The following is a 25195-nucleotide window of genomic DNA, read 5'->3' on the forward strand; positions in this document are numbered from 1 at the left end:
GACGGGTCACTCATGACGCAACGGGCTACCAGCGGCGGTCGACCACGGTCCCGTTCGGATACCACTGGATGTAGCCGAACTGGAAGTTGTTCCGGCGGCCACCGTCGAAGGCGAACTCACCCGAGGTCGGGTAGCCCAGGTAGGAGCGTTCCCACCCGAGTGCCGCCCACCGGGCCCGGATCGCGCCGTAGATTTCCTGCGCACCGGTCGAAGGCGTGAAGTAGATCGACGAATCCTTGTTGAAGTGGTTGTACTTCCCGACCCCGTCGGGAGCCGTGTTCTCGTCGGTCGTCGGATAACCGAGCCCGGTCTCCCAGCCCAGCGCGGCCCACTTGTCCCGGATCGCGCCCTTGATCGACCACGCTCCGGTGGACGGTGTCCAGTAGATGGAAGCCGAGTTGCTGAAGTGGTTGTACTTCCCGACCCCGTCCGGAGCCGTGAACTCATCGGTCGTCGGATAACCGAGCCCGGTCTCCCACCCGAGCGAAGCCCACTTCGCCCGGATCGACCCCTGGATCGACCACGCGCCCGACGAGGGTGACCAGTAGATCGATGCACCGTCGGCCCGCGAGAAGTGGTTGAACCGGCCGATCCCGTCCGGCGTCACCAACTCATCCGTGGTCGGGTACCCGAGCGGCCCCGTTTCCCAGCCGAGCGAAGCCCACTTCGCCCGGATCGACCCCTGGATCGCCCACGCCTTGGTCGTGGGTGTCCAGTAGATCGATGCACCGTCGGCCCGCGAGAAGTGGTTGAACCGGCCGATCCCGTCCGGCGTCACCAACTCGTCGGTGGTCGGGTACCCGAGCCCGCTCGCCGGTCCACCGAGCGCCTTGTAGTGGGCAAGGATGTCACCGCCCATGGCGTGCGCACCGGATTCCGCGGACCAGTAGATCGAGCCGCCCCGGAAGTCCTGCGCCATGCCGCCGCCCGCGGTCGGGTACTCGGCGGAAACAGGGTCGCTGAGGTACGAGCCGCGCGCACCACCGAGCTTGTTGTAGTAGTCGGTGATCGGGTCGGTGTTCCCGTTGAGAGTCACGTATTGCGCGCCGACGCCGTCATTGCCGGTCACCTCGTAGGTAAGGGTCGCCGGGTACGCGTCGGTGGGAGTGAACGTGACGGGTACCTGCAACTCGTCGCCGGGCGGGATCACCTGGCCCTCGGCGAGCGGGGAACTCGACGTGAACACTCCGGCCGGCGCCTTCGCCTTGGTGATCGTCAGCGGCACCGTTCCGGTGTTGGCCACGGTGAACGACTTGGTCACCGACTGGCCGGGCAGCACCGTGTGGAAGTCCAGCACCGTCGGCTCGAGCGCCAGCTCGGGCTGGCCGGTGAGGGCGATTCCGTTGAGCGGCACGGTGACCGAGCCCTGGTCGCTGGTCACCGCGATCTCCGAGCTTTCGCTCACGCCGGTGTCCGTGCCGTTCGTCGGCTGGTAGGTGACCGTGACGGTCATCGTCGCGCCGGGCTGGATGACGGTGCCCGCCGGCGGCAGGTTCGTCGCGGTGAACGAACCGCTCGGCGCGGTCGCGCCGCTGATCGTCTCGGGGGTGGTCCCGGTGTTCACGATCCCGACGCTGAGTTCCTTGGCCGCGCCCGTGCGCACCTGACCGAAGTCGAGCGACGGCGGGCTGGCGCCGAGTCCGGGTTGTGTGCCGAAGCCGTGCAGGTCGAGGGAGGCGCTGCCGGCGCTGGTGCCGAAGGTAAGGCTGCCGGTGGCGCCACCCCACGTGGCCGGGCTGAAGGTCACCGGGACCGAAAGCGTTTGCCCCTTGGTCAAGGTCGCCGGGGCGGACAGCGTCGCGGCGAACGGCGCATCGGCGGTCACGCTGTTGACGGTCAGGTCCCGATTCGCGGTGACCACGACGTTCGCGCTCGCGGTATCGCCGACCGCGGCCGAGCCGAAGTCATATGGTTTCGTGGCCAGCACGGCGGTCGTCGGCCGGCCGAAGCCGAGCACCTTGCCGTCGCGCGTGCCGACGTAAACCCGGCCGCCGTCGGTGGCGGGCACGGCGAACTTGACCGCGGTCCCGATCGGCGCGGAGTACCGCATCTTCAGCACGCCGTTGACCGGCACCGGGTCGTACGCCCGCAACTGCGCGCCCGCCCCCGTCGGGCCGGTGCTGTAAACGACCCAGACCAGCGCGGAACCGGAGGTGGTGCCGCTCGAGGTGATCACCGGGGACCCGGAGGTGTAGCCGAATTTTTCGGCGCTCATGCCGACCTGGGTCAGCGACGGTCCTTGGGACGAATACTTCAGCGCCCGCAGCGGGCCGCTGTTGCCCACTACGTACACATAACCGCCGTCGCCGCCCCAGAACCCGGGCCTGCCCCAGACGCCCTCGAACGGCCCGGTCATGCCGACAACCGCGTCCCCGCCGGTCGGCCCCTGCGCGGCGCCACCCAGATGGTCGGCGTCGAGCAGGTAGATCCGGCCGTCCTTGCCGACTTCGACGACCAGGTGCGGGTGCGCGGTGGTACCGAACGAAGGCGGCAGCGCCATCGGCCCACCGGAGCCGAGGTCGGCGTCATCCTGGTTGAGGGCGGTGTTGTCGTGCGGGCTGAAGAAACTCTGCGCGCTCAGGGAGCCGTCGTCGTTGACCGCGAGACGCACGACGGATTCGCCGAGGGTCTGCGGTGGCGCGTCGCCGGGTCCGGGCGCGGGCGCGACACCGTTGCCGGTGGCGAAGATGATCCGCCCCGGCCCGTCGGAGACCAGACCCGAACCCGACTGCCAGATGCCGCCTTCGTCGGAGAGGCCGGCTTCCGTGGCCCACATCGTGGTTTGCTTGCCGGTGCTCGCGTTCACGCCGACGACGTAGCCGACGTAGGGCGTGTAGTCGCAGTGGCTGGCGAATCCGGCGTAGACCACCCCGTCCAGCAATAGAAGTCCGGGGCGCTGCATCGCCGTCATGGGGTTGAACGGCACCCCCGGGTTGTTGGTCGGCGCGCCCTTGATCGTGGTGGGGAAGCCGTCTCGCTCGGCACCCGTCGCCGCGTTCAGGGCGTGCAGGTACCAGTGCGGGTGCTGCGGGTCAGGGCCGTCGTTGACCTTCGAGGTCAGGTAGACGGTTCCGGTTGACGGGTCGTAGACCGGGGTTGCGGTGACGCCGATGGTGGGCGTCAGGTCCCCGCAGTTGACCGTCGAGACCGGCCAGGCCGGACCGAGGTTCACCTTCCACTTCTGCGCCCCGGTCACCGCGTCCAGGCCGTAGACCTTGTTGTTTTCCGTCGCGGTCACGACCACTCCGTCCGCGACCACCGGCTGGGCGTAGACCTGCCCGTCCACGGTCGCGGAGAACAGCTGGCCGAAGTCGGTCGCGCCGACCTGCGAGGGAGCGAGCCCCGGCTCGGCGTCGTCCCAACCGGTTCGAAGCGAATTGTGCGCGGCGGTGACCTCGTCCGCATGGGCGGGTGTCACGAGCGCCATGAGCGCGATTACCGCAAGCAGAACAACTCGGACCCCAGAGCGTTTCGTCACAATCGACACTTCGCCAGAACATTCGTTCGCGTTACGTTGAAAACACCGCCGGCGATCATCGGCCGATCTTCGTTACGAATGCAAACGTTCCCACCGTACGTACAAACTGGAACGTCCTGCGCGGACAGCGCACTGACGCTGCTCCAAGCAGACCAAAGGCCTCATACTCAATTGCTAAGAGCAATTTTCCGCCACTATCCGTGACATTTTCGCGTTTTTCGACCCCACGCACGGTCACGTTCCGCGTTGCGCTAGAAAGGGCGCCCAAGTGCACCCTTCCCGTTCGAAAGGTTCTCCGGTGAACGACGAGGTGTCGGTGACCGAGGTGATGGACCGCGATGGGTGGCCGGAGGCCCCCTCGACGGCCAGCGCCCGGTTCCGGGTCGTCGCGGTGATGCTGGCGGTGGTACTCGGCTGCGGGCTGGCCGCTTTGCTGGTACACATCGCTGCGGAGGAGCAGCGGGCGGACAACTCCGGCCCGGCGGTCTTCGACCTGTCGCACGGCCCGCGCGGCGGACTGGCGGGTGGCGGAGTTCCGGCCAGCCGAGGCGAAACCACGGTCACCGGAACGAGCACGAGTATCACCGTGACCAACCAGGCTCCGCCTCCCGGCCCCAACGAACTGCCGTGGACCCCACGCCAGTCACGGCCCACCACGGTCACGCAGTCCCCGACTCAGCCGCCGGCCCACTCGGCCCCGTCCACCACGCCGACCGGCCCCGGGGGCAGTGGTGGCGACCCCGGCCACGGTGGCGGTTCACCGCCACCGAAGTCGTCACCCCCCTCCTCGTCGCGGCCGACGTGCATTCTCGACTTGCTCGGCATCTGCATCCCCAGCGGCTGAGTCAGCCGTCGTAGAAGAAATCGAGGGCCGGCGGGCTCTCGTCGGGATGCGTGACACCAAGCCGCAGCGAGACCTCGGCCGCGAGGGCCTGGGCGAGGGAAAAGCACGCCGTGAGCGATCGGGCGGGGCCGACTGCTTCCGTCTCGGCGAACAGTGCGACCTCCGCCACCTCGCGAAGCGGTGAAGCGGCGTTGTCCGTCAACGCGATCACCTGCAAACCCCGGTCTCGCGCGTGTTCTGCGACCCGCACGGTTTCCATGGCATAGCGGCGGATGGAAACCGCCACCAGCACTTCCCGTTCGGCGAAGTCCCGCAGTTCGTCCACCAGCGAGTCCCCGAGCCGACGCACGTCTCCGCGCGCTCTGCCCAGTCGTAGGCTGAGCAACCCGGCCACCGCTGCGCAGTCCCGCAGTCCGATGACATACACGCGGGACGCCTCGGACAGCATCTCGACCGCACGCCACCACTCGACGAGGTCCAGCCGGCCATAGCTGCGCGCGAGGTTGGTCCGCTCCTGCTCGAGTGTGGCCGAAGGCAGCCCGCCGGGTGAGCCATCCGCGTTCTCCGTGCGGCGGGCCAGCCGTGCCTGCTCGGCCAGCCACACCCGGCACAGCTCCATGATCGCCGGATATCCGGGCAGTCCCAAGGCGTTCGCGAACCGCACGATCGAGGACTCGCGCACCTCGGTCAGCCGCGCGGCCGCCGCGATGCCCCGGAACGCGGTGCCCTCCGGGTCGGCGAGCAGCAGGTGCGCGATCCGCAACTGGCCGCCGCCGAGCTTCGGCAACCGGCGCTTGAGCATCGCGGCGAGCTCGGCGTAGCTGCCCGGCGCACGCCCCGAGACCCCCGTGTCCTCCACAGCGAACCACGATACGTGGCGTGGGAAGTCAGCTACCCCGCAGAAGTTCCACGACCGGCGCGAACTGTTCGATGAACGCGCTGTTGATGGTGATATAGGAGACGCCGAGTTCCACCCGCCGCCGGCGCAGCGTGTCCGCCGCCTGTTCCGGCGTGCCGGGCAGGACACTCACCGCACCCCCGGCGACCAGCTCGGGCAGACCGACTCCGGCGAACCGTTCGAGCCACGGCACGCGCTGGTCGCCGACCGCCAGCAGGTTCATCGCCAGCTCGACGTCGCGGTCTCCGGCGGCCCGCCAGAAAATGTCCACAATGGATCGTAGTTCGTCCTCGGTGGTGCGCGGCATCGCGGCGAGCGTGACGATGTCGGCTTCCCGGGCAGCGAATTCGAGCATGCGCGGGCCACCCGCGGCGAGCAGCAACGGCGGTCGCCGCGGCTGCTCCTTGAGGTAGGCCACGGTCTCGGTGAGGTGCGCGAACCGTTCACCCGGCGTTCCGAACTCACCGCCGAGCTTCGCAAGCGTCGCGGCGGCATCCGGGCGGCCGGTGCCGAGCCCGAGTTCGAACCGGCCGCCGGTGAGCGTGTGCAGGGACCGGGCCTGCCACTCGAGCAACCGGCGGTCGCGGAACCTCTCGACCGCGACGAACGTGCCGACGTGCAAGGTCGTGGTGACCGCCGCCGCGGCGGACAGCGTGGTGAACGGGTCGAGTTCGGTCTGGGGGTCCGGCGACACGAGCGTGTCGTAGCCGAGGTCCTCGGCTCGGCGGGCCAGACCAGTCCACGACTTCAGGTCGGCCCCGAGCCCGCCGACTATGCCGAAACGAAACGGTTTCATGCCCGCCATCCTGGTGCGTCACGCGTGCGTCGGCATCAGCCCGAGAACGTAAATCGGTCGTACGCACCTCAACCCAGAACTCAGCCACCTGAACCCAGAACTCAGCCACCTGAACCGGGAACTCACGCACCTGAACCGGGGACACGCCCAAGTCCCGGCGTGTCCCCGGTCCAGGCAACTGTGTCCCCGGCTGGGGCGCGTGAGTTCCGGGTTCGGGCGCGTGAGTTCCGGGTTCGGGCGCGTGAGTTCCGGGTTCGGGCACGCGAGTTCCGGACTCGGGCGGGCCGAGTTCCGGAGTAGATCCGAACGCCGGCGGCGCCAAGCCAGCAGAATGGCCAGCATGGACCCCGATCTTCGCTCGATCCACGTGCACGGCGACCTGACCGGCGATCCCGAAGCGCTCGCCCTCGCCGCGACCGACTTCGGCCATATCGTGGCAGACCGGCCGCAAGCGGTCCTGCGACCGGGTTCCGCCACCGACATCGGGACGATTCTGCGTTTCGCCGCACAGCGCGCGATCCCGGTCGTTCCGCGCGGATGCGGCCACACCGGCTACGGCCAAGCGCAGGCCCGCGACGGCATCGTCATCGACATGGCCCGCCTCGCCGCCATCGGGGACATCCGCGAGGACCGGGTAACCGTCGAAGCGGGCGCCACCTGGGCCGACGTGCTCCGCGCGACGTTGCGGCACGGACTCACGCCTCCCGTGCTCACCGACTACCTCGACCTGACGGTCGGCGGCACCCTCTCGGTCGGCGGTCTCGGCGGAACCAGCCACCGCCACGGCGCCCAAACCGATACCGTGCTCGCGCTCGACGCGATCACCCCCGACGGGCGGCAACGCGGCTGCTCGACCACCACCTCCGCCGAACTGTTCCACGCCCTTTTGGCCGGGCTCGGACAATGCGGCGTCATCACCCGCGCCACGCTCCGCCTCATCCCCGCCCCATCCCGCGTCCGCCGTTACAAACTCTCCTACTCCGGCGTGCGGCTGCTGACCCAGATGCAACGCCGGCTTCTGCACGCACGCCGCTTCGACCATCTGCAAGGTCAGATCGCCTGGAGCGAGCACGGCTGGGAATACCTGCTCGACGCCGCGACCTACTACACCCCGCCGGAGGAGCCGGACGATGAGACCACATTGGACGGACTCGCCCCGGATTCCACCCGGCTGGCCAGGGAAGACCTCTCGTACTGGGACTTCGTCGACCGGCTCGACGACTCGGTGCGGGAGCTGCGGCAGACCGGCGAATGGTGGCACCCGCATCCCTGGGCGAATCTGCTGATTCCCGACTACGCCACGGACGGCTTCCTCGCCCGCCTCCTCGGCGAGCTCTCGCCCGCCGATCTCGGCGCTCCCGGATTGTTGCTCGTCTATCCCCTTTTCACCGAAGCACTGGCCACTCCGCTGTTCCGCGCGCCGGAGGAGTCCGTGGCATTCCTGGTCGCCACGCTCGGGTACGCACCGCCCCACGATCCGGAGTCGGTCCGGCGCCTGATCGGCACCAACCGGCAGTGGTACGAACAAGCCCGTGAGCTGGGTGGAACCGTTTATCCCGTCGGTGCCATCCCGTTCGGCCAGGACGATTTTGTCGACCACTACGGCCCGGCCTGGCCCGCGCTGGACGCCGCGAAGAAGCGCTTCGATCCCCGGCAGATCCTCGGCTCCGGCCTGTGCCGGCCCGAATGATCAGAGCACGGCGACGCTCAGCGCCTGGGCGATCTCCTTGCCCAGCGCGTGGACGGCGGCGTCCGGCGGCGAGCCCACCTTCACCACCAGCGGCCCACCGAACGGCTGCCGCTCGACGACCTCGATCCGCTCGCCGAGCCGGATCGCGTGCTCGGACAGGTAACGCAGCAGGTTCGGGTCGGTGTCCCACACCCGCACGATCTGCCCGATGGCACCGGGTTCCAGCTCGTCCAGCAGCCGGGTGGAAAGCTCCTCGACGCTGCCGTCCGCGGCCGGGATGGGGTCGCCGTGCGGATCGCGCACGGGGTTACCCAGCTTCGCCGCGATCCGCTCGACCAGCCGGTCGGACACCGCGTGTTCCAGCGCGTCAGCCTCGGCATGCACCTCGTCCCAGGTGTACCCGAGCTCCCGGACCAGGTACGTCTCGATCAGCCGATGGCGGCGCAGCACTCCCCGGGCGAGCAGGCGGCCGGCCGAGGTCAGCGCGATGCCGCGATACGGGACGTGCTCGACCAGGCCCTGCTGGGACAGCTTGGTCACCATGCCCGAAGCCGACGACGGGCTGACCTCCAGGCGGCCGGCCAGAGAGGTGTTCGTCACGGCCTCACCGCGCTCGACCAGGCCGTAGATGACCCGGATGTAGTCCTCGATCGACGAGGACGGCCGGCGGCTCGGGCTGTCAGACATAGTAAATACTTTACGTCTCGGGAGTGGCTTCCGGTGACCAGCGGTAGCGGATCCAGCCGGGTACCGGCTTGGCGCCGAGCACCTCGTAGAACTGCTCTGCCTGCACGTTCCCGGCCTGCATGTCCCATTCGACGCGCCCCGTCGTGCGGGCGCGTAGCTCGTCAAGAAGTTCACGACCCAGTCCGTGCCGGCGGTACTGGGGGCGGATGAAGATGTCGTCGAGCCAGATGCCGGGCCGGCCTTCCCAGGTGGAGAAGTTCCACGAGCAGAACGCGAAACCCGCGACCTCTCCGGCGCCGGGTGCCTCGGCGATGAGCACCCACGCCTTGGGATCGGGGCCGAAGAGGTGCTTCGACATCTCCGACCGATCGAGGCTGAGGGTCTCGTTGCCCTCATAACGCGCATGCTCCTCGATGAGCGCGCAGATCTCCTCGGCGTCGGCAGGTTCAGCGTCACGGATAGGCATGGCGACATGCTAACGGCGCTTCTCACAACGTTGCCCGAACCGGCAACGCCGCACCCCGAACCCGGAACACAGCGCCCCGAACCCGGAACATGACGTCCTGAACCCGGAACACAGCGCCCCGAACCGGGGACACGCCCGACTCCGGCGTGTCCCCGCCCCAGGCACGCGAGTTCCGGGCTCAGGCGGGCGAGTTCCGGGTTCGGGCGGGCGAGTTCCGGGCTCAGGCGGGCGAGTCCCCGGCTCGGGCGGGCGAGTTCCGGGTTCAGGGGGGTCAGTTCCGGGTTCAGTGAGCGGGGTGCGCGGTCTCGGCGTGCCACTGGTCGGCGACCAGGCGCGCGAGATTGGACCGGCGTGGCCGCCAGAACAGCATTTCGCGCGCCTTCGTGGTGTCCGCCCGCAGTTCCCGGATCTCCCCAGGCGGGAGTGGATGGTGGGTGACCGGAATTTCGTGTCCGGTGACGCTGCGCGCCATCGAGATGACGTCGATGACCCTGGCCGCGGTCGCACCGATGTTGAACACGCGGTGATGCCCCGGTTCGCAGGCGGACAGGGCCGCGACGAGCGCGTCCGCAGCGTCGACCACATGGACGAAGTCACGGACGGTACCGCCGTCACCGTAGACATCGAGTTTCCGGATCCGGCCCGCGGCCACGGCGCAGGCGCGCGGGATGAGCCGGCCGTCGTCGGGGTCACCGTGGCTGCCCACCGCACCACCGACCGTGCAGAACCGCAACGTGACCGCGCCGAGCGCGCCGGTCGCGGCCTGCCAGCCGATGGCCTGTTCCGCGGCGAGTTTCGAAGCGACATAGGGGTTTCTCGGATCAGTCGGGGCGTCTTCGGCGATGGGTTGCCGGGCAGACGGTCCGTACACGCTCAGCGTCGAGGCTGACACGAGTCGTGGCGCGTCCGCACGGCGATCCGAGAGCACTTCGAGCAGGTTGAGCGAACCGCCGACGTTGGTCTGGTAGTAGCGCGTCGGCTGGTCGAACGCCTTTCGCAGGCCGGTCAACGCGGACAGGTGGATGACCCCGTCGACGTCCTCGGTGACTTCACGCAGCCAGGAAAGGTCCCGTACGTCCCCGGACCGCCAGGTCACGCCCTCGATTTCCGGCCTGGCCCGGTGTGCGACGCCGATCGGCTTGTGCCCGGCCAGCAGCAGTTGCCGCACGACCACCCGGCCAAGGTAGCCGGCGGCACCGGTCACCAACACCCGCATGCCGCCGACCGCGGCTCCTCCAGTGGGCATTGGAGTCTCCTCTCGGAAATCGGGCCCCGGCCAGAGCCGGCCGGAGCGGTCCCCCAGACCGGTCACGACACGTGCCAGGCGGAGGGAACGCGGTCGAGCCAGGCCGAGAACTGGTGCTCGAGCAGCGTCTGCTCGAAGCTCTGCGCGATCTTGAGGTTGTCCCTGGACTGCTCTTCCCACGCCTCGCGATCGGTCAGCAGGTCACGCATCGCCCGCGCCAGCGCGCGGTGGTCGTCGACCGGAACCAGGCAGAACGACGGCAGGAGCTCCGGAATGGCGCCGACCCGGGTGCCGACCGCGGGCAGGGAGCGCGCCATCGCCTCGATGAGGGCCCGTGGCATGCCCTCGGCGCGCGAAGGCTGGGCGAACAGCGACGCGGAGTCCAGCAGTTCCCGGATGCAGGCCCGATCGTCGAGCACTCCGGTGAACACCACCCGTGACGCCACGCCCAGCGCATGCGCCAGCTCGATCAGCTCGCCGTGGAGACGGCCGCCGCCGATGATCGTGGCCGTGACGTCGAGCCCGTCCTCCACCAGCTCGCGGAGGGCGCGCAACAGCACGTCCTGGCCCTTGTAGTGGTTCTCCTGGTTGCCGATCGTGACCACCCGGAAGGGCGGGGGCTGCCAGACCCGGCTGTGCGCAGCCAGCGTGCCGGGGCGCAGCACGACGTTCGACATGCCGATGGTCGGCGTGCCGGGCCGTCGTGGATACCGTCGCTGGAGGGTCTGGTGCGTGGCGTAGAGCGACGCGGACGCCCCGCGCACCAGCCACCGCAGATGCCTCTCGGCAAGCGGGATGAGGCGGCGGCCCAGCGGGCCGAACACGCCGGCACGCAGCCCGTCGGCCGGGTCGGCGACAACCTCGACCGCGTAGTCGGTTCGCAGCAACCGGCACACCACCCCGGCGATCGACCCGACGACCCCGGGTACCCGGAGCACAACGGTGTCGGCTTCCACGACCGCTCGCGCCACCGCCGCGACGAGCGACGGCAGGTTGCGCAGCAGGCTGCTCGACCCGGTGTAGCAGGGCAGCGGCACCACGGTCAGCCCGCCGGGAACGGGCGGCGACTCGGCGATCCGTCGCTGGTCTCCCTGCGCGACCACGCGCACCTGGTTTCCGTCCAGGGCGTAGCGGTCCCATTTCTCGCCCCAGGTGTACGGGTCGAGGGCGGTCCACCGGCCGTCCGGCCTGCGGCCGAACCGCGACTCGGTGAAGATGCTGACCACCCGCGGCCTCAGCTCGGGCACGGTGGGCAGCCGCCTCGCCGCACGTTCGACGACGTCCGCGAGCGCCACCGACATCCGGCGCGCGTCGAAGCGACCGACGGCGAGCTGGCGGGCACTCGCCCCCCGTGCGGCCAGTTCGCCGTTACCGTGCTCGGCACAGGCTGAACGCAGCGCGGCGCCAAGAGCGGTGGAGTCGCCGCCGTGGAACACCCAGCCCGAGCCGGCGGTGACCGTCTCCGGAAGCCCACCGGCGTCGCTGACAATGCTCGGCACCCCCATGGCGCAGGCTTCGCACACCGACCCGCCCTCGTCCGATCGCGAAGGCGAAACGTTCACGTCGGCCGCTGCGTAGTACGGGCGGATGTCCTCCACGGCGTCGATCCAGGTGACCCCGCTGTCGGCGAGATCAGTGCGGAACCGCCGGATCAGCTCCTGCCGATGCCGCTCACCCGCCGCGTCCACCCCGTCGCCGATGACGATCAGGTGGCTGTCGGGGTACTCGGCATGAAAGCCTCGCCACGCGTCAAGCAGCACGTCGTGGCCCTTCCGGCTGCACCCGGCATAAGCGGGACGTCCGGGCGGGTGCACCCGCGCGACCATGATCGCGACGAGTCCGGTGTGCGTGATCTCGAGCCGTTGCCGCAGGTGCTGGCGTACGCCCGGGGACAGGGGCTGGAAGTGCTCGAGATCGACCCCGTACGGAACGACCGGGGTCTGCGCCACGGTCCGGCCGGCGTCGCGGTAGTGCCGCGCGGCGTACTCGCTCGGCACGACGGTCATGGTGTCCAATCTGGACAGTCTCCGCTCGGCCGCACGCAGTACCGGCGACTCCAATAACCCGGTGGTCAGATACACCACGGGTATACCCAGGCGGATGCTCGCCAGCCGGGTCATCGGCGCGTCTTCGCAGCACAGGACGTCCGGGGCGAGCTCTCGTAGCGTGCGGTGGAACCGGAACAGCCCGGCCAAGCCGGAACCCACGGGCTGAAGCCGGAAATCGGACGGGCTGCGCAGCACCGGTACCCCGCGCTCGGTCAGCGCCGCGCGCGCATCGCCCGCACGTCCCGGGAGCACGGCGACCACCTCGTGCCCTCTGGCACGCAACTCGTCCACAAGCGACAGAGCACGGGCGGTGTCGCCGTCGCCCGCCAGTACCAGCGCCACCCGGAGACCGGCGCTCATGTTCGACCCGCCACGAGCAAGGCGCCGTGATCACCCTGATTGCCGCGACTCGGCCCAGAACTGTTCATGTCGTCGCAGCCTTGAGCACCTTGGTCACCGCCGACACCACTTCCATCATGTCGCTGGTGTTCAGGCCGGGATGGACCGGCAGGGTCAGCGAGGTCTGGCCGAGTTCGGCGGCCACCGGCAGCCGGGCGGGGGCGCCCTCGACCCCTTCGAAGGCACGTTCGCGATAGACCTCCGCACAACCGCCGAAACCGCACGGGATGCCCTCGGCCATGATCGCGGCCACGATCCGGTCGCGGTTCCAGCCGCGCCCGAGCTGCTCGGGCCGGATATGTGCGTAGAACCGGTGATAGGAATGCTCGATGTGTGCGGGCGGGTCCTCGACCCGGATCCCGGCCTGGCCGCGCAGCACGTCCAACAGGACACCGGCGTTGGCCTGCCGCTGCTTCACCCAGTTGGCCAGCTTGGTCAGCTGGAGGCGGCCCACGGCGGCCTGAATCTCGGTGATCCGCGCGTTGGTCCCGAAGCTGTCGTGCAGCCACCGCGACCGTGGCTGGTGCGGGCTCCGGTGCATTTCCGCCACGTTCTTGCCGTGGTCCTTCAGTTCCCAGCAGCGCCGCCACAGTTTCAGGTCGGAGGTGGTGACGGCGCCGCCCTCCCCGGCGGTGGTGATGATCTTGTCGTCACAGAACGACCAGACCGCCATGTCCCCGAAACTGCCGACCGGCTGGCCGAAGTACCGCGCGCCGTGCGCCTGCGAGCAGTCCTCGATCACCCGGATGCCACGGTTCTCGGTGAGCTGCAGCAAGGTGGCGATCTCGGCCGGGTGTCCGGCGAAATGGACCGCGACGACCGCGCGCGTGCGCTCGGACAGCACCGCCTCGACGGTTTCCGCGGTCAGGCACTGGGTGCGCAACTCGACGTCGGCGACCACCGGTTTCGCTCCACAATGGACAACCGCGCTGGGCACGGCGAACACGGTGGTGGCGGGCACGATCACCTCGTCGCCCTGCCCGATGCCGAGCGCGCGTAACGCGAGCTCCAGCGCCACGGTCTCGTTCGACATCGCCACCGCGTAGCGGGTGCCGGCCGCCGAAGCGAACTCGTGCTCGAACGCGCGGCCGTGCGGCCCCGTCCAGTAGTTCACCCGGCCGGAATTCAGTACTTCCCGGACCGCGGCGATTTCCTCACCGTCGAAGATGGGCCAGGTCGGCATCGGAGTCGTGCGTACCGGCCGGCCGCCGTCGATAGCTAATGCGATCAATGTCGCCTCCCGTTGGTCGAAGGGATGCCTCCGAACCGGGCGACGCGCCTGGCGTCCGGGCCCGGTTGCTCATAACGGGGGAGACCCGCTTGACCTTCCGGGCCCCCTGCGCCCGGAAGGTCAAGCGAGGGGAAGTAGTAGTCACAGGTATTCCACCTGGCTTCCGCGTAAGCGATGCCGCGTGTCGAACGCCAGTTGGGACTCGCGTTCGACGAGTTCGTAGTCGATGTCGTCGTGGTCGGTGAGCAGCACGACCGCGTCGGCCTGGCGCAGGCAGGATTCGGACAGTTCGACGAGCTTGACCGCAGCCGGACAGCGGTGCGGCTCCACGTGGGAGTCCACCGCCCGGAGCACCGCGCCCCGCTCGGCCAGCAGCGCGCTCACCCGCAGCGCCGGCGACTCACCGATGTCACCGGTGTTGGCTTCGGCGGCCAGGCCGAGCAACGTGATCACGCTGCCGGACAGGTCCTTCTGCCGCGCCTCGAGTGCCGCGGCGAGCCGTTCGACCAGGTAATCGGGCATGTGTTCGTTGAGGTCGTTGGCCAGCCCGGCCAGCCGGAAGTCACGCTCGGCGAGCCGGGGCGCTCGCCACGGCGGGCAGCCGGGCCCCACCGGCAGGCAGTGGCCGCCGACGCCGGGCCCCGGCTGGAACGCCAGGAAGCCGAAGGGCTTGGTCGTGGCGGCGTCGATGGCCTTCCACACGTCCACGTCGAGCTGATGCGCGAACATCGCCATCTCGTTGGCCAGTGCGAGGTTGACGTGCTCGAAGGTGTCCTCCAGCAGCTTGGCGAGCTCCGCCTCCCGGACGGTCTCCACCGGCACCGTCTTGTCGACCAGAATGTCGTAAAGGGCCCGGACCGTCACCAGCGACTGATCGTCCACTCCGGACACCAGCTTCGGGGTGTTCTCGAAGGTCCACTTCGGATTTCCGGGGCGGGCCCGGGACGGGCTGTATCCCACCGAGAAGTCCGTCCCCGCGGCCAGGCCGCTGCCCTTCTCCAGCAAGGGAACGACGATTTCCTCGGTGGTGCCTGGATAGCACGCCGACTCCAGCACGACCGTGGCCCCGGCGCGCAGTTGCGGCGCGATGCCCTCGACCGCGGACTCCAGGAAACCGAAATCGGGCGCCGAGTTCCGGACCGGAACCGGCACGGTGATGATCGCCGCGTCGAATGTCTCGATCTCGTCGTAGCAGACCGTGGGGCGATACCGTCCGGTGGCCAGTGCCTGGCAAACGTCCACGTCCCCAATACCGTCTACATAGGACCTTCCGGCCTTCAGCGACCACACGCGCACCGCGTCCACGTCGAGCCCGACGACGCAGTACCCCGCGGACACCGCGCGCATGGCCACTGGCAACCCGACGTGTCCCTGGCCGACCACGACCAGCCGGGTGTGCTCGGTCAACTGCCTGTCACGACTCATGCTTGTTTCTCCGCGAGTAGGCCACAGTAGTCACCTTGATTGCCGCGCCTCGACACAGGACTGCTCATGCCGGCACCTCGTCCTTGCCCGGCCTGGCGGCGACGTGGCGTTCCAGCCAGGAAAGCGTGCGCAGCAGCCCGTGGGCGAGCGGAACGGGCCGGATCGCCGGAAACAGCACCGGCAGTTCGCTCGGCTCGGGCGGGCGCCGACTCACCTCGTCGCCGCGCGGTGGCAGGTAGTCGACGTCCAGGCTGTGCCCGAGCAGATCCGACAGGATGGTCACGACCTCATTTATCGAGGCGGGCGTGCCGAAGGCCAGATTCACCGGCGTCGCCTTGGCCATCCGGCACTCGACCGCCTCGGCCAGCACCTCGACCGCTGAGGTGACGAAGGTGAAGTCCGACAGCTGCGCACCGTCGCCGTGCACGGTCAGCGGCCGGCCACGGAGCGCGTCGCAGATGAGTGAGGGGATGACGGCCCGGGGATGCCAGGGGTTCTGCAGCGGGCCGAAGACATGCGAGAGCCGGAAGGCACAGCATTGCGAACCGGCAGGTACCTGCTGGGGGACGGTGTGGGAGCAGATCACTACGTGGGCTCCGGTCTCCCGGGCGACCTCGAGCACGGTCGCCATGCCGAAGGCGTCGGCGTCACGGCCACGGCCCGGGTCCGCGGCGTGGACGATCGAGCCCGCGCCCGCGCAGGCGGCGGAAACCGCACCGTGGTCGAGCACGGAGCCGATCCGCACCTCGACCCGCAACCCGGACAGGTTGTCGAGCCGGCCGGTGCTCAGGTTGTCCAGCACGACGACCTCGAAGCCGGGCCGGCGCAGCAGTTCCCGGCACAGGTTGGCGCCGATGAACCCGGCGCCCCCGGTGACCACGATCTTCATCGGTGCTCGACGTCCTTTCCGGACCGCCCGGCCGCGATCACCCGGATCCCCGTCATCTCGGCCGGGCTGGCTGCGCGCGGGGCGATGATCCGCGGGCACTCGACCAGTTCGGCCATCGCGGCGGCGCTGCCCAACCGGGCACACCGGTCCAACGCGGTCTGCGGCGCCAGCGGCGGAACGTGGAGGTGGGAGACCGCCGGATGCACCGGGCGGCGATCCTGCTCGCCGGTGCCGAACAGACGCTCGTGCAGGTGCTCTCCCCGGCCCAGTCCGGTGTAGACGATCGGCGAGTCGGCGCAGGAGAAGGCGACGAGCAACTCGGCGAGTTCACCGAGGCGGGTGGGCGCGCCGAGGTCGAGCGTCAGGACGTCGCCGGAGCGACCGATGGCCGCGGCCAGGATGAGGAGTCGCACGGCTTCCGGGATCGTCATGAAGAAGCGGGTGGCGTCCGGATGCGACACCGTCACCGGGCGGCCTGCGGCGATCTGTTCGACGAAGGTGTCCAGCACCGAGCCGCGCGTACCCAGGACTTCGCCCAGCCGCACGGATACGTACCCGCCGTCGGTCCGGCCCGCGGCGTCGGCGACCAGACGCTCGGTGATCCGCTTGGCACGGCCCAGCACGCTGGTCGGGTTCGCGGCCTTGATCGTGGAGACGTTGACGAACCGGCGAACCCCCGCCAGCCTGGCCGCTTCCAGCAGGTTCAGCGTGCCGAGCACGTTGGTCTTCCATGCCTGTCCGGGATATCGCTCCAGCACGGCCAGTTGCTTCAGCCCCGCCGCGTGGAAGACCACGTCCGGGCGCAGGTCGCCCAAGAGCGCGGACATCCCGTCGGTGTCGGTGATGTCGCCGAGGACCACGTCCGGCGAGTCCAGGCGAGCCTCACCGTGGAGGGACAACCGCAGCGCGTGCAACGCGGACTCGTCGGAATCCAGCAGGACCAGTTGCGCCGGGCCGAGCTCGTGGACCTGGCGGCACAGCTCGGAGCCGATCGAGCCGCCGGCGCCGGCGACCAGCACGCGCTTTCCCCGCAGACAGCCGGAAACCGACTCGACGGCGATCTCGATCGGCGGGCGGCCGAGCAACTCGGCGACGTCGAGTTCACGCGGATTCACCACGCGGGTCCACGGCCGGAGCTGCTCGCTCAGCGGCGGCACCGTCATGACGTCGAGGCGCACGGTCCGGGCGAGCGATTTGACCGCGTTGATCTTGGCTGGGGCGGCGTTTCCGAACGCCACGACGAGCTGCTGGGCCCGCGTTTTCCGGGCCACGGAGGCGAGTTCGCGCCAGGTGCCGCGCACGGGGACGCCGGAGATCCGGGTATGGCGCAGCGCGGGATCGTCGTCGAGCAAGGCGACCGGGAGAGCGTTCCCGGCGGCCCCGGAGAGCATGGCGCGGACGAGCTCGCGGCCCCGCATGCCGGCGCCGTAGACGATCACCCGCCGCGCCGAGTCGGCCTGCGGCCTGGCCTTGCGGGCACGGTGGTGCCGCACAGCCAGCCGGGCGGCCACGGACAGGACCATCGCCAGGCAGGCCGCGATGAACGGCACCGAACGCGGCACCGGCGGTTTGCCGAGGGATTCCAAGCCCTGCAAGGAAAGGCAGACTATCCCGCTCACCAAGGCCAGCTTGAGCACCTCGTCGAGGCTGCCGATCGGGTACCGGCCCAGGTACAGGTGCGTGGCGATCCCGGCGATCCAGACCACGGCGACCGTCGCCGAGATGATGCGCGCCAGGCCGAGCGAATCGACCCGGTCGAGGGCGAACTCGTAGCGCAACCACGTCGCCCCGGTCAGCCCGACCGCCCAGGCGCCGGCGTCGACCATCGGGATACCGGCTCGGCCAAGCCACCGTGGCGTAGACACGCAGCTCAGCGGAAAAAAGATCGAAGTGGATCGCATGGATCGCTGTTCTCCCTTGAATGCGCCCGGCAATGACTGCCGTGAACGCCCCAGGATGCCGCGGGGTCTGGGGAGACATCGGGGATCTTGTCCGACCTTGGTAACGATGATCGTAACAGTTTTCCGGGCTCTTACGGTAAACACGTCACCTTATCGAGTCGATCCGGGGAATCCTGTTACTCAACGTTCTCCTGGTATTCCTCGAAGATCCGAGCAACGCGACAAAGTGCCGCAGGGATTCGGCGATCATCCTGGCCGCATCGCGATGGGCGGCCGGCCCGAGCGTGATCGGATCCGGAATCGCGTCCTCTTCGGGCGAGACGTAACGGGAGGTGCCGCGCAGCCGGCGGGCCGCGGCGGCAGCGGCCCTGGCGCGCTCCACCGGGTCGTCCGGGAGCGTGCGCGGGCCGACCCCCTCGAGCAGCCTGACCAGCTCACGCAGGCAGAAGGTGGTGCGCAGGGCGGAGGGCTGCAGTTCGACCGCCAGCTTGCGGTGCTGCCGTTCCGCGGTGAGCACGAGGTCCGCGCCGGCCACCGTGTCGGCGTCGAGGGTGCGCGCGCTGAACTCGCCGGCGACGCCGGCCATCCCCCACCGGGCCAGTTCGGCTCGGGTGAACGGATGCATGGTGGCGCCGGGCACGGCTTCGGTGCCGGCACTGGCCACAATGAACCGGGAGGCGTTCACCACCCCGAGCCGCTCCCGCAGCAAATGGCGCGCGAGAATTTCGGCGAATGCCGATCGGCAGACTCCCCCGGTGCAGACGAAAAGAATCCGGTAAGTCGAGTGTTGGACAAGATTCGGGATCATGGACTGGCGCCACCTTGCGTGTCGGCGGGATATTTTTGTGGACAACGCCCGGGATCGCCGTCGCCGACCGGTTTCCATCGCGATCACCGGTCCTTTTGCCTCAGCAGGCCGGGGTTGCCGACCGTTACAGCGCATCCAGCGCATCCACCGGGAGCCGCCCGCTCAACAAGCCGTTCGACTTGCCGTTGCGCTTGGGCTCACGGCGTGGGCCGGTCGCGATCCTGGCGATCGGCGCCGTGCCCTCCAGGTCCGGGTCGGTCTCCTCGAGCGCCGAGTAGTACTCGTAGTACGGGTTCGACGTGGATTCCGGAGTCATCGACAGCACCGTGCCCAGCAGCCGGGCGGAAACCGCGTCCAGCGCCGAGGTCGCCGCCTTGAGCTGGTTTCTCGTGGTCCGACCGTGGCGCACCACGAGGAGCGCGCCGTCGCAGGCCGCGCCGATGATCGCGGCGTCGGTCACCGGCAGCAGCGGCGGCGCGTCCAGCAACACCATGTCGTAGCGCCGGCCCAGCTCGGTGAGCACGTTCGCCATCTGGCCGGAGGCCAGCAACTCGCTGGGATTGGGCGGGATCGGCCCGCTCGCCAGCACGTCGAGCAGCGCCGCTCCCCACGACTGCAACGCGTCGTCGAGAGTGACCCGGCCGGACAACACGCTGGTCAGGCCGATCGCGCCCTCGAGCCCGAGGCAGTCAGCGGCCCGCGGTCGCCGGAGGTCCGTTTCGACGACCACCACCCGCTGGCCGGCGCGCGCGAGCACGATGGCCAGGTTGCACAGCGTGGTCGTCTTGCCCTCCTCGGGGACCGCGCTGGTCACCACGATCGCCTTGCGGGACCGGTCGACGTCGATGAACTGGAGGTTGGTCCGGATCTTCCGGAACTCCTCGGCACGCGGCGAGCGCGAATGCTCCTGCACGGTCAGTGGGTGCTTGGGCACGTCCGCATCGTGCGCGATGGTGCCCAGGTTCGGCGCACCGGTGAGCGTTTGCAGCTCGTCGGCGGATTTCACGGTGGTGTCGAGTGCATGCCGCAGCAAGGCCAGCGCGTACCCGGCGGCCAGGCCCAGCAGGACACCCAGACCGAAGTTCATCGCCGGGACCGGGCTCACCGGGTCCACCGGGAGGGCCGCCGGTTCGACGACCCGCGCGCTGACGGCGGCCGGCAGGTTGGCGGCCGGCGTCTCCAGCTGCGCGACCAGGCGGGTGAACGCGTCCCCGGTCGCGTCGGCGATTTCCTTGGCCAGCAAGGGAGAACGGTCGGTCACGGTGGCGGTCAGCAACATCGTGCCGGGTTGACCGGACGCGCTGATCTCACCGGCGATCTCGTCGGCCGGCTTGCCCAGCTTGAGCTGGTTCGCCACGTCGCGGGCGACCCGGGTGCCGGCCAGCAGTGTGGTGTAGGACCTGACCTTCTGCTCGGGAAGCGGATTCGCCTGATACGGCCCGGAAATTCCGTTCACACCGGACTGCTCGGAAATGTAGATCGTAATCCCGGCGGAGTACTGTCTCGGCATCGACCAGGTGCAGGCAGCCGCGGTCACCATCCCGGCCAGCAGACCGAACAACACGATTTTCCAGCGTCCACGTGCCACCCGCAGATAATCGTGCAGGGTCACACCACACCTCCGGCCAGGGGTTCGTTCAGACATATCCATCAGCGGGGACTGGGCCTGGGATGGCTGCTGATATTACACACTTCGACAATGTTGATCTCTGCTTTCACCTGAAGGTGTGGGCCGAACTCGATCTTGTCGGCCGGTGCACCCGGCAAGAATAATCGCGTCGATCTTTTCCGGCGCACTGGCGCAGCATGCGCCCAGCATTACAACCCGATCGCGGAGAGTCATAACCCCAGCTGGACCGGAGTGGACCGGCGACCGCAAACTTGGGGGCTCTGGCGGCCGCCGGTCAGTTTCGCGGCAATTCAGAAGAATCCGCGATGGCTCCGATTTCCGGCATCACGGCACCGATGCCACCGGTGCCGCTGCTCGATCATCCTGGCGTGGAAGCCGCCGTCGGCGCGTCATCCTCGGCGGGTGAAATAACGACCGGAAGTCGCTACTCCGGACAGGTGATGGCTGACGGCATTCGTGTCCTTCTTGGCGGATTGCCAACCGGTTTTGTCCCGCCCGGGCGAACGCTTTCTCACTCGTTCGGGAGATCTTTCGGCTGACGCGTTCTCCGATGCTCGCGAGTTCGGCGAATTCTCATAGCCTTGGCCAGTCCGGATCGAACGGAGACCGCAATCAAGCCACCAATGCCCGAGCCCAAGATCACGCAGCCGCCACCGCCCCGCGAACTCATCCGGCGCGCGCGGCCCGGCGGAATGCTGCCCGACGTGGCCGAACCCGAGGACGATCCGGCGGTCACCGTGGTGTCCGCGCCGGCGGGATTCGGCAAGACCACCCTGGTGTCGAGTTGGGCCGACGACAGCCGCCGAACTGCCGGGCCGAACGCGGTGGTCTGGGTGAACGTGGACGAAGCGGACAACGACGTGGCCCTGTTCTTCGCCGGCGTGCTGGCGGCGTTCAACCGCAGCCAGGGCGGCACCTCGGCGGGCCGGGTACCCGAGCCACGCCGGACCGGGCAGGACTCCCTGACCCTGCTGGCCGAGCTGGTCGAGCGGCGCCGAGAGCGCGTCTGGCTGGTGCTCGACGACTTCCAGACCCTGCGCGAACCGGCCGCCGTCCAGGTCGTGGACACCCTGTTGCGGCGGATGCCGCGCAACCAGCGCCTGGTGCTCTGCGGACGGGTCGATCCCCCGATCGGTCTGCAGCGCCTGCGCATCGCGGGCCGGCTGCGCGAACTGGGCGCGGACGATCTCGCCTTCTCCCGTGCGGAAACCGCGGAGGCCATCGCCCTGCACGGCATTCACCTGTCGGAGGAGCACCTCGACCGGTTGATCTCGCTCACGGAGGGCTGGCCCGCGGCGATCCGGCTCGCCGCACAGGCCCTGCGCGGCTCCCGGGACCCGGGGTCCGTTCTCGACTCCTTCGTGGAGACCGATCACGCGGTCGCCGAGTACCTCACCGGCGAGGTGCTTTCGCCGCTGCCCGAGGACCAGCAGGACTTCCTCCGGCGCACGAGCGTGCCCGACCGGATCACGCCGGGCCTGGCGCGGGCGCTGACCGGACGGGAGGACGCCGCCGCGGTGCTCGGGGCGCTGGCGCGGACCCGCTCGCTGATCTCGCGATCCGAGGTGGACAGCGACCGCTACCGCCAGCACGCCTTCCTGCGCGCGTACCTGCAGGCCGACCTGCGCCGGCGGATGCCCACGGTGCTGGCCGAACTGCACCGTATCGCCGCCCGCTGGTTCGCCGAGCACGGTGAACCGGTCACCGCGGTGGCCCACGCGGCGAGCGCGCACGACACCGAACTCGCCACGAACCTGGTCACCAAGCACGGCCTCGCGCTGATTCTCGCCGGGGAACTGGCCACGCTGCGCCGGCTGGCGGCGACCCTGCCCGCGCGGGCCCGAGCCGACGCCGAGGTGGGGCTGATCCTGACGCTGACGGACCTGGCGGCCGCCGACCGGGCGACCGCGGAGATGCGGCTGTCGGGGCTGGCCGAGAGCGCGCGGCGGAGCCCGAGCGAGCGGGTCCGCGATCTGGACCTGATCGTGCGCACCCACTGGGCCCGGCCGCCCGGGCGGGTGGCGCCCGCACTGGAGGAACTCGGCGAACGAGTCGAGCGGATCACCGACCCGGACCTGCTCATGCTCGCCCTGATCAACCGCGGCACGGCGATGTTCTGGCTGGGCGAGGCGCAGGCGGCCGGCCGGGACCTCGGCTGGGCACTGCGCATCGCGACCGCCCACGAGTTCGACCACGCGACGCTGCACTGCCTGACCCACCTGGCGGCGGTGGCGTCGCTGGACAGCGACTACCCGCGGATGCGGCGCATGGTCGACGAAGCGCTGCAGTTCGCCGAGCGGCGGAGTCTCTCGGACAGTCCGGCGGCCAGCTTCGCCTACACGATCGCCGCGACCGTGGCCTACCAGTACCTGGAATCCGACCGTGCGGCCGAGCTCGCCGGCCGGGCGATCGACGTGCTCGGCTCCGCCGGTGACCGCACCGCCGAGCTGTGCGCCGTGTCCATCGACGCGGCGATCGACTTCGAGTGGGGGCAGGACCCGCACTCCGCGCTGGTGCGCCTGCGCCGGCAATGGGGCTCGGTGAACCGGCAGGACGCCGTCGCCCCGACGCTGGTGGCGCACCTGGCGCCGATCGAGCAACGGATGGCGCTGCGTCTGGGCCGGCCGGACTGGGCCGCCGAGGCCGAGCGCCGGGCCTCGGCGTGGGTCGGCGACCACGGCGAGGCGCAGTTGCTGCGCGCCCGCATGCACGCCCACTACGGCCGGGTGACCGCGGCACGCGCGCTGCTGGAGAAGATCACCAAGAACCGGGTGCCGTGTCTGCTGGTGTCCAGCCGCATCGAGGCCCACGTGCTGGCCGCGATGCTGGCCGAGCGCGCGCACGACGGCCGCAGCGCGAATCTGGAGATCCGGGCGGCGATCGAACTGGCCGAGCCCCGGCGCGCCCTGCGCCCGTTCTACGACGCCGGGCAGGAGATCCGGCAGCTGTTGGTGCCGCAACTCGGCCGGTTGGGACGGCTCGACCCGTTCGTCGAGGAGGTCCTGGAAGCGATACCGCCCGCGCCCGCCGGAGTAACCGCGGAACTCACCCCACGCGAAGTGCAACTGCTCAGGGAACTTCCGTCCCTGGCCACCATCGAGGAGATCGCCGGGAGCCTGTACGTATCAGTGAACACGGTGAAGACCCACCTGCGAAACGTTTACCGGAAATTGGGCGTGACCTCGCGCCGGGACGCGGTCATCGCGGCGCGCGAGCGCGGACTGCTCTAACCGCCCGGGAGCTAACACAACCTATTCACGACACGTAGCGAGAGGAAGTCGATGGAAATGGTTTCCGAGGATCTGATCCGCGCGTGGGAAGACGCGTATCGCCGTTATGGCAGCGCGGCGGGTGCCAATGTCGCGTCGGCCTCGCGCGCGGTGGCGCTTGCGTGGCGCGACATCGCCTGCACGAGCAGGTTGCCGTGGTGGGTGCTGGCCGCCGTCGAATCGGCGGCCGAGGCATTCGAGGACCAGGCGGAACAATGGGAGGCCCGCGCCCGGCAGAGCGCGAAATCGTCCTGGCCGGGCGTTCCGAACACGCGCACCCCGGGCGATTCCACCATCACCGCCTCCGGTCAGTTGCCCGTGTCGGCGCGGGATGAAGCGCAGACCGTCTAGCTCGCGGTCCACAAGCTTCGTCCATCGTGGTTTTCGCGGAGTAGCAGGTACTTCCGCGAAACGGATCGGCGGTCGCGTCCCGCCTCCAGGCGCGGCCGCCGAATTCGATCTGCCCGCCTGTCCCGCACCGAGCCGGTAACGCATCTGTCCGAAGTGGACTTCACCATCCCCAAGCGGGACATGGCTTCGACAACCGGATCATCACGGGGAAACCTGGCGGCAGGTGACTTCGCCGGGATGGATGTCACCCAGTCCGGCCCCGATCAGGCCGGCATAGGGCACGCCCTGTTCGTCCACCGCCAGAATGCGGTTCGTGAACAGCGGGGCGATCGCACCGGTAATGTCGATCACGTTGGCGTGACTGGCGAGTTCGAACACCGCGCACAGCGCGGCTACGGTTTCCCTGCGGTCGGGATCGTTCTCCGGGGAGAGGCCGGTTATCAGGATGTCGAGCAGCCGCTCCTGTGGGCCGATGTCGATCTGGACCGACGCTCGTTCGGGAAACTCGCCGCGCTCGCGAAGTTCCCGCACCTCCTGGACGAGATGCGCGGCAATCGCCGCCAAGGAGGCGCCGATCTCGAGGTGATCAGTGCCGGTGATACAAAGGGTCTGCTGCACAGAATCGATCATGGGAGCTCGCCTTCCGATGTTTTCCGCAAACGCGGAGAGCACCTGCGAGGTAGGTCACCGGGATCTGGACAACGCTGGGATCTTCGGCGAACTTCGAGGACACCACACGCTACCGGCGGCCGTCCAGGAGGTGGCGCGAGTGTTTGCACCACGCCACCCGAACAGACCAACAGATTACTCCGATGCCGTGACAAAAGAGCCGAAAAGGGCTCACGTATTCGCGTCTGCGCTAACCCGGATCTTGCATGGGGTGGTCGGCTGGTCCTGGGTGGTCCGTGGGGTTGTTGTTCGGGGTGTTTGTTTGGTTTGGGGCAGGTTGGTGGTGCCCGTTGTCGGTGGGGTGGCCGCCGGTGTTCACTGCCGGGGTGGTGTTGCTGGTTGTCGGGGCGGGTTGGTGATGGTTAGGCGAGTTGTGGCAGGGCGGTGAGGCGTTGGTGTGCGGTGATGATCAGGGTGTTGCAGGGTGCGTGTCGGGATAGTCGGAGGTGGACTCGGCGGGCGTGTCGGGC

At 69.3% G+C, this 25195-nt stretch carries 18 protein-coding genes; 4 read left to right on the forward strand and 14 right to left on the reverse strand.

Annotated features, from left to right (window positions below; genetic code table 11):
* Positions 1-25: 25 nt before the first annotated feature.
* On the reverse strand, positions 26-3427 hold the full coding sequence (locus tag A3CU_RS47080) for an Ig-like domain-containing protein (RefSeq protein WP_052372323.1): 3402 nt from the start codon (positions 3425-3427) through the stop codon (positions 26-28).
* 349 nt (positions 3428-3776) lie between these two features.
* On the opposite strand from A3CU_RS47080, the gene A3CU_RS0128525 reads away from it, so the two are divergent.
* Positions 3777-4322, forward strand: a complete 546-nt coding sequence (locus A3CU_RS0128525) for a hypothetical protein (protein ID WP_027945163.1) — start codon at positions 3777-3779, stop codon at positions 4320-4322.
* Position 4323: 1 nt separating this feature from the next.
* On the opposite strand, the gene A3CU_RS47085 is transcribed toward A3CU_RS0128525, so the two are convergent.
* Both A3CU_RS47085 and A3CU_RS0128535 read right to left on the reverse strand, forming a co-directional pair.
* On the reverse strand, positions 4324-5181 hold the full coding sequence (locus A3CU_RS47085; protein ID WP_245617382.1) for a MurR/RpiR family transcriptional regulator: 858 nt from the start codon (positions 5179-5181) through the stop codon (positions 4324-4326).
* A gap of 28 nt (positions 5182-5209) precedes the next feature.
* Positions 5210-6016 carry an LLM class flavin-dependent oxidoreductase gene (locus A3CU_RS0128535; protein WP_027945164.1) on the reverse strand — a complete coding sequence of 269 codons (807 nt, stop codon included), beginning with the start codon at positions 6014-6016 and terminating at the stop codon, positions 5210-5212.
* Positions 6017-6356: 340 nt separating this feature from the next.
* Here A3CU_RS0128535 and A3CU_RS0128540 point away from each other — a divergent pair, with 340 nt between their 5' ends.
* Positions 6357-7706: an FAD-binding protein gene (locus A3CU_RS0128540; protein WP_043842868.1), complete on the forward strand. Its 1350-nt coding sequence runs from the start codon at positions 6357-6359 to the stop codon at positions 7704-7706.
* Here the strand turns inward: A3CU_RS0128540 and A3CU_RS0128545 are convergent, their stop codons facing one another.
* The 10 genes from A3CU_RS0128545 to A3CU_RS47110 all read right to left on the reverse strand — a co-directional run bounded on the left by A3CU_RS0128545 (position 7707) and on the right by A3CU_RS47110 (position 20418).
* A complete protein-coding gene (locus tag A3CU_RS0128545; protein ID WP_027945166.1) occupies positions 7707-8393 on the reverse strand; it encodes a metal-dependent transcriptional regulator in 687 nt (228 codons plus the stop codon).
* Positions 8394-8403: 10 nt separating this feature from the next.
* Positions 8404-8859: a GNAT family N-acetyltransferase gene (locus A3CU_RS0128550; protein ID WP_027945167.1), complete on the reverse strand. Its 456-nt coding sequence runs from the start codon at positions 8857-8859 to the stop codon at positions 8404-8406.
* Positions 8860-9142: 283 nt separating this feature from the next.
* Positions 9143-10105, reverse strand: a complete 963-nt coding sequence (locus A3CU_RS0128560; RefSeq protein WP_052372324.1) for an NAD-dependent epimerase/dehydratase family protein — start codon at positions 10103-10105, stop codon at positions 9143-9145.
* Positions 10106-10167: 62 nt separating this feature from the next.
* Entirely contained in the window at positions 10168-12513 is a 2346-nt protein-coding gene (locus A3CU_RS50095; RefSeq protein WP_052372325.1) for a glycosyltransferase, read from the reverse strand.
* Between the two features lie 64 nt (positions 12514-12577).
* Positions 12578-13783 (reverse strand): DegT/DnrJ/EryC1/StrS family aminotransferase, encoded by a 1206-nt coding sequence (locus tag A3CU_RS0128575; RefSeq protein WP_211246536.1) that lies wholly within the window; start codon positions 13781-13783, stop codon positions 12578-12580.
* 141 nt (positions 13784-13924) lie between these two features.
* Positions 13925-15208: a nucleotide sugar dehydrogenase gene (locus A3CU_RS0128580; RefSeq protein ID WP_043842845.1), complete on the reverse strand. Its 1284-nt coding sequence runs from the start codon at positions 15206-15208 to the stop codon at positions 13925-13927.
* Positions 15209-15272: 64 nt separating this feature from the next.
* Complete coding sequence (locus tag A3CU_RS0128585) at positions 15273-16097, reverse strand: NAD-dependent epimerase/dehydratase family protein (RefSeq protein ID WP_027945171.1); 825 nt, start codon at positions 16095-16097, stop codon at positions 15273-15275.
* Positions 16094-17962 carry a polysaccharide biosynthesis protein gene (locus A3CU_RS47100; protein ID WP_169739702.1) on the reverse strand — a complete coding sequence of 623 codons (1869 nt, stop codon included), beginning with the start codon at positions 17960-17962 and terminating at the stop codon, positions 16094-16096. Before A3CU_RS47100 ends, A3CU_RS0128585 begins: the two co-directional genes overlap by 4 nt.
* A 181-nt stretch (positions 17963-18143) precedes the next feature.
* Positions 18144-18806: an arsenate-mycothiol transferase ArsC gene (locus A3CU_RS47105; RefSeq protein ID WP_052372329.1), complete on the reverse strand. Its 663-nt coding sequence runs from the start codon at positions 18804-18806 to the stop codon at positions 18144-18146.
* A 124-nt stretch (positions 18807-18930) separates the two neighbouring features.
* On the reverse strand, positions 18931-20418 hold the full coding sequence (locus A3CU_RS47110; protein ID WP_052372331.1) for a tyrosine-protein kinase domain-containing protein: 1488 nt from the start codon (positions 20416-20418) through the stop codon (positions 18931-18933).
* A gap of 641 nt (positions 20419-21059) precedes the next feature.
* Between A3CU_RS47110 and A3CU_RS0128605 the strand changes: the two genes are divergently transcribed.
* Positions 21060-23666, forward strand: coding sequence for a winged helix-turn-helix domain-containing protein (locus A3CU_RS0128605; protein ID WP_027945172.1), 2607 nt, complete (start codon positions 21060-21062; stop codon positions 23664-23666).
* Between the two features lie 51 nt (positions 23667-23717).
* On the forward strand, positions 23718-24056 hold the full coding sequence (locus A3CU_RS0128610; protein ID WP_027945173.1) for a hypothetical protein: 339 nt from the start codon (positions 23718-23720) through the stop codon (positions 24054-24056).
* 201 nt (positions 24057-24257) lie between these two features.
* On the opposite strand, the gene A3CU_RS47115 is transcribed toward A3CU_RS0128610, so the two are convergent.
* Positions 24258-24728, reverse strand: coding sequence for a hypothetical protein (locus A3CU_RS47115; RefSeq protein ID WP_156960598.1), 471 nt, complete (start codon positions 24726-24728; stop codon positions 24258-24260).
* Positions 24729-25195 lie beyond the last annotated feature (467 nt).

The organism is Amycolatopsis taiwanensis DSM 45107 (genome assembly GCF_000519205.1).
GTDB classification, from domain to species: Bacteria; Actinomycetota; Actinomycetes; order Mycobacteriales; family Pseudonocardiaceae; genus Amycolatopsis_E; species Amycolatopsis_E taiwanensis.